Raw genomic sequence first — 1,968 nt, 5'->3', positions numbered from 1 at the left:
GTCGGCGAGGGCGGCGTCGGGCTCGTCGCCGCGTGGGGCGGTGGTCTCGGGCACGTCGGCCACCGGGTGGGCGCGCCGTGCGCCCGCGCGGGCGACGTCGACGGCCTTGCGGTGGGCGATCGTGACGAGCCACGCCCGGACGTTCGCGTCGTCGGGCAGGTCGGGCCAGGCCCGCAGGGCCGCGAGGAACGTCTCGGACCACGCGTCGTCGGCCTCGGTCGGGCCGAGGACGGCACGGCACACGCGCAGCACGACGGCCCCGTGCTCGGTGACGGCCTGCTCGAACGGTCGCTTCATGCCCTGTAGACGCTCCGGCCCCCGGAAGTGTGAGGTGCCCAGTGTGACCGATGGGACGAGCTGCTCACTCGATGGAGAGAGGGGAGCGGCCGGACGGGGAGCCCGGGGAGCGGTCAGAAGAGGCGGCCGGCGTCGTCGGCGCCGGGCTCCTCGAGGGCGAGGAGGAACCGCTTGCGCTCGAGGCCGCCCGCGTACCCGACGAGCGAGCCGTCGGCGCCGATGACGCGGTGGCACGGCACGACGACCGCGATCGGGTTGCGGCCGTTGGCGGTGCCGACGGCCTGGGCCAGGTTGCGGTCGCCGAGGGCGCGGGCGAGGTCGCCGTAGCTGCGGGTCTCGCCGTAGGGGATCTGGCGCAGCAGGGCCCACACCTTCTGGTGGAAGGCGTCGCCCCGGGGCGCGAGCGGCAGGTCGAACTCGGTGAGGGCGCCGGTGAAGTACGCGGCGAGCTGGACCGCGGCGGCGGCGAAGGGCTCGTCGGCGGGGTCGCCCGGCCCGCCGAGGACGTCGTCGCCCGGACGGTACTTCGCGGCGTCCATGAGCAGGTGCGTCACGGCGCCGTCCTCGGCGACGACCGTGAGGTCGCCGATGGGCGAGGGGACGACGACGTGCGTGGCGCTCACCGCGTCGAGCCTCCTGAGGAGGTGTCGGCGTCGTGCGCGGCGAGGATGTCCTCGTGCGTCGGCACGGGGAACTCGGCCGAGTAGTCGCCGTACGCGCGGGGGTCCTCGCGCGGCTCGAGGTGGCAGGTCAGGGCGATGTCGCCGAACTCGCGGTGCACCGCGGCCTCGACCTCCTCGACGAGGTCGTGGCCCTTGGTGACGGTCCACGCGCCGGGGACGAGCACGTGCACCTCGGCGAACCGGTGGTGGCCCGACTCGCGCGTGCGCAGGGCGTGGAAGTGCACCTCGGAGGTGACGAAGCGCGACAGGATGTCGGCGATCGCAGCGTTGTCCTCCTTGGACATCGAGATGTCCATCAGGCCCTCGGTGGACTCGCGGATGAGCTTCCAGCCGGTCCAGACGATGTTGAGCCCGACGAGGAAGGCCACGAGGGGGTCCAGGCGCTCGATGCCGGTGAGGGCGACGACGAGGACGCCGACGACGACGCCGGCGGAGGTCCAGACGTCGGTCATGAGGTGCTTGCCGTCGGCCGTGAGGGTGAGCGAGCGGTAGCGGCGACCGGCGCGCAGCAGGACGACGGCCACGCCGCCGTTGACCGCCGAGGCGACGACGGAGATGGCCAGGCCGATGCCGACGTTCTCGATCGGCTGGGGGTGCAGGAACCGGTCGACGGAGGACCACATGATGACGACCGCGGCCACGAAGATCATGACCCCCTCGATGGCCGCCGAGAAGTACTCGGCCTTGGTGTGGCCGAAGTGGTGGTTCTTGTCGGCCGGCATGGCCGCGACCTTGAGGGCGACGAGGACGGCGACGGCGGCGACGAGGTTGACGACCGACTCGGCGGCGTCGGAGAGCAGGCCGACCGAGCCGGTGAGCCGCCACGCGATGACCTTGAGGGTGATGGTGACGATCGCCGCCGCAATCGACAGGTAGGCGAACCGGCTGAGGTCGCGGGTCTGCAGGCCGCGTCGGGCGTCGGCCGACGCGGTGGCCGCGGTGGGCACGGTGTCGGGGCTGGTCTGGCTGCGGTCGGGGTCGGCGTCGC

At 73.2% G+C, this 1,968-nt stretch carries 3 protein-coding genes; all 3 read right to left on the bottom strand.

All coding sequences use genetic code 11. The features are described from left to right. Positions 1 to 297, bottom strand: a 297-nt coding sequence (locus BIV28_RS19600) for an RNA polymerase sigma factor (protein ID WP_278247789.1), incomplete at its 3' end; no start/stop codon positions are given. A gap of 113 nt (positions 298 to 410) precedes the next feature. Further along, positions 411 to 920, bottom strand: a complete 510-nt coding sequence (locus tag BIV28_RS19595) for a methylated-DNA--[protein]-cysteine S-methyltransferase (RefSeq protein WP_076264204.1) — start codon at positions 918 to 920, stop codon at positions 411 to 413. Beyond that, the gene (locus tag BIV28_RS19590) at positions 917 to 1,927 is read right to left on the bottom strand and encodes a cation diffusion facilitator family transporter (protein ID WP_076264205.1); all 1,011 of its coding nucleotides are present in this window, start codon (positions 1,925 to 1,927) and stop codon (positions 917 to 919) included. Before BIV28_RS19590 ends, BIV28_RS19595 begins: the two co-directional genes overlap by 4 nt. Positions 1,928 to 1,968: the final 41 nt, after the last annotated feature.

The sequence above is a fragment of the Intrasporangium flavum genome, assembly GCF_001956915.1.
In the GTDB taxonomy this organism is placed as follows: domain Bacteria; phylum Actinomycetota; class Actinomycetes; order Actinomycetales; family Dermatophilaceae; genus Monashia; species Monashia flava.
The sequence above is the reverse complement of the archived record's forward strand: the minus strand, read 5'-3'. Positions and strand labels throughout refer to the sequence as shown.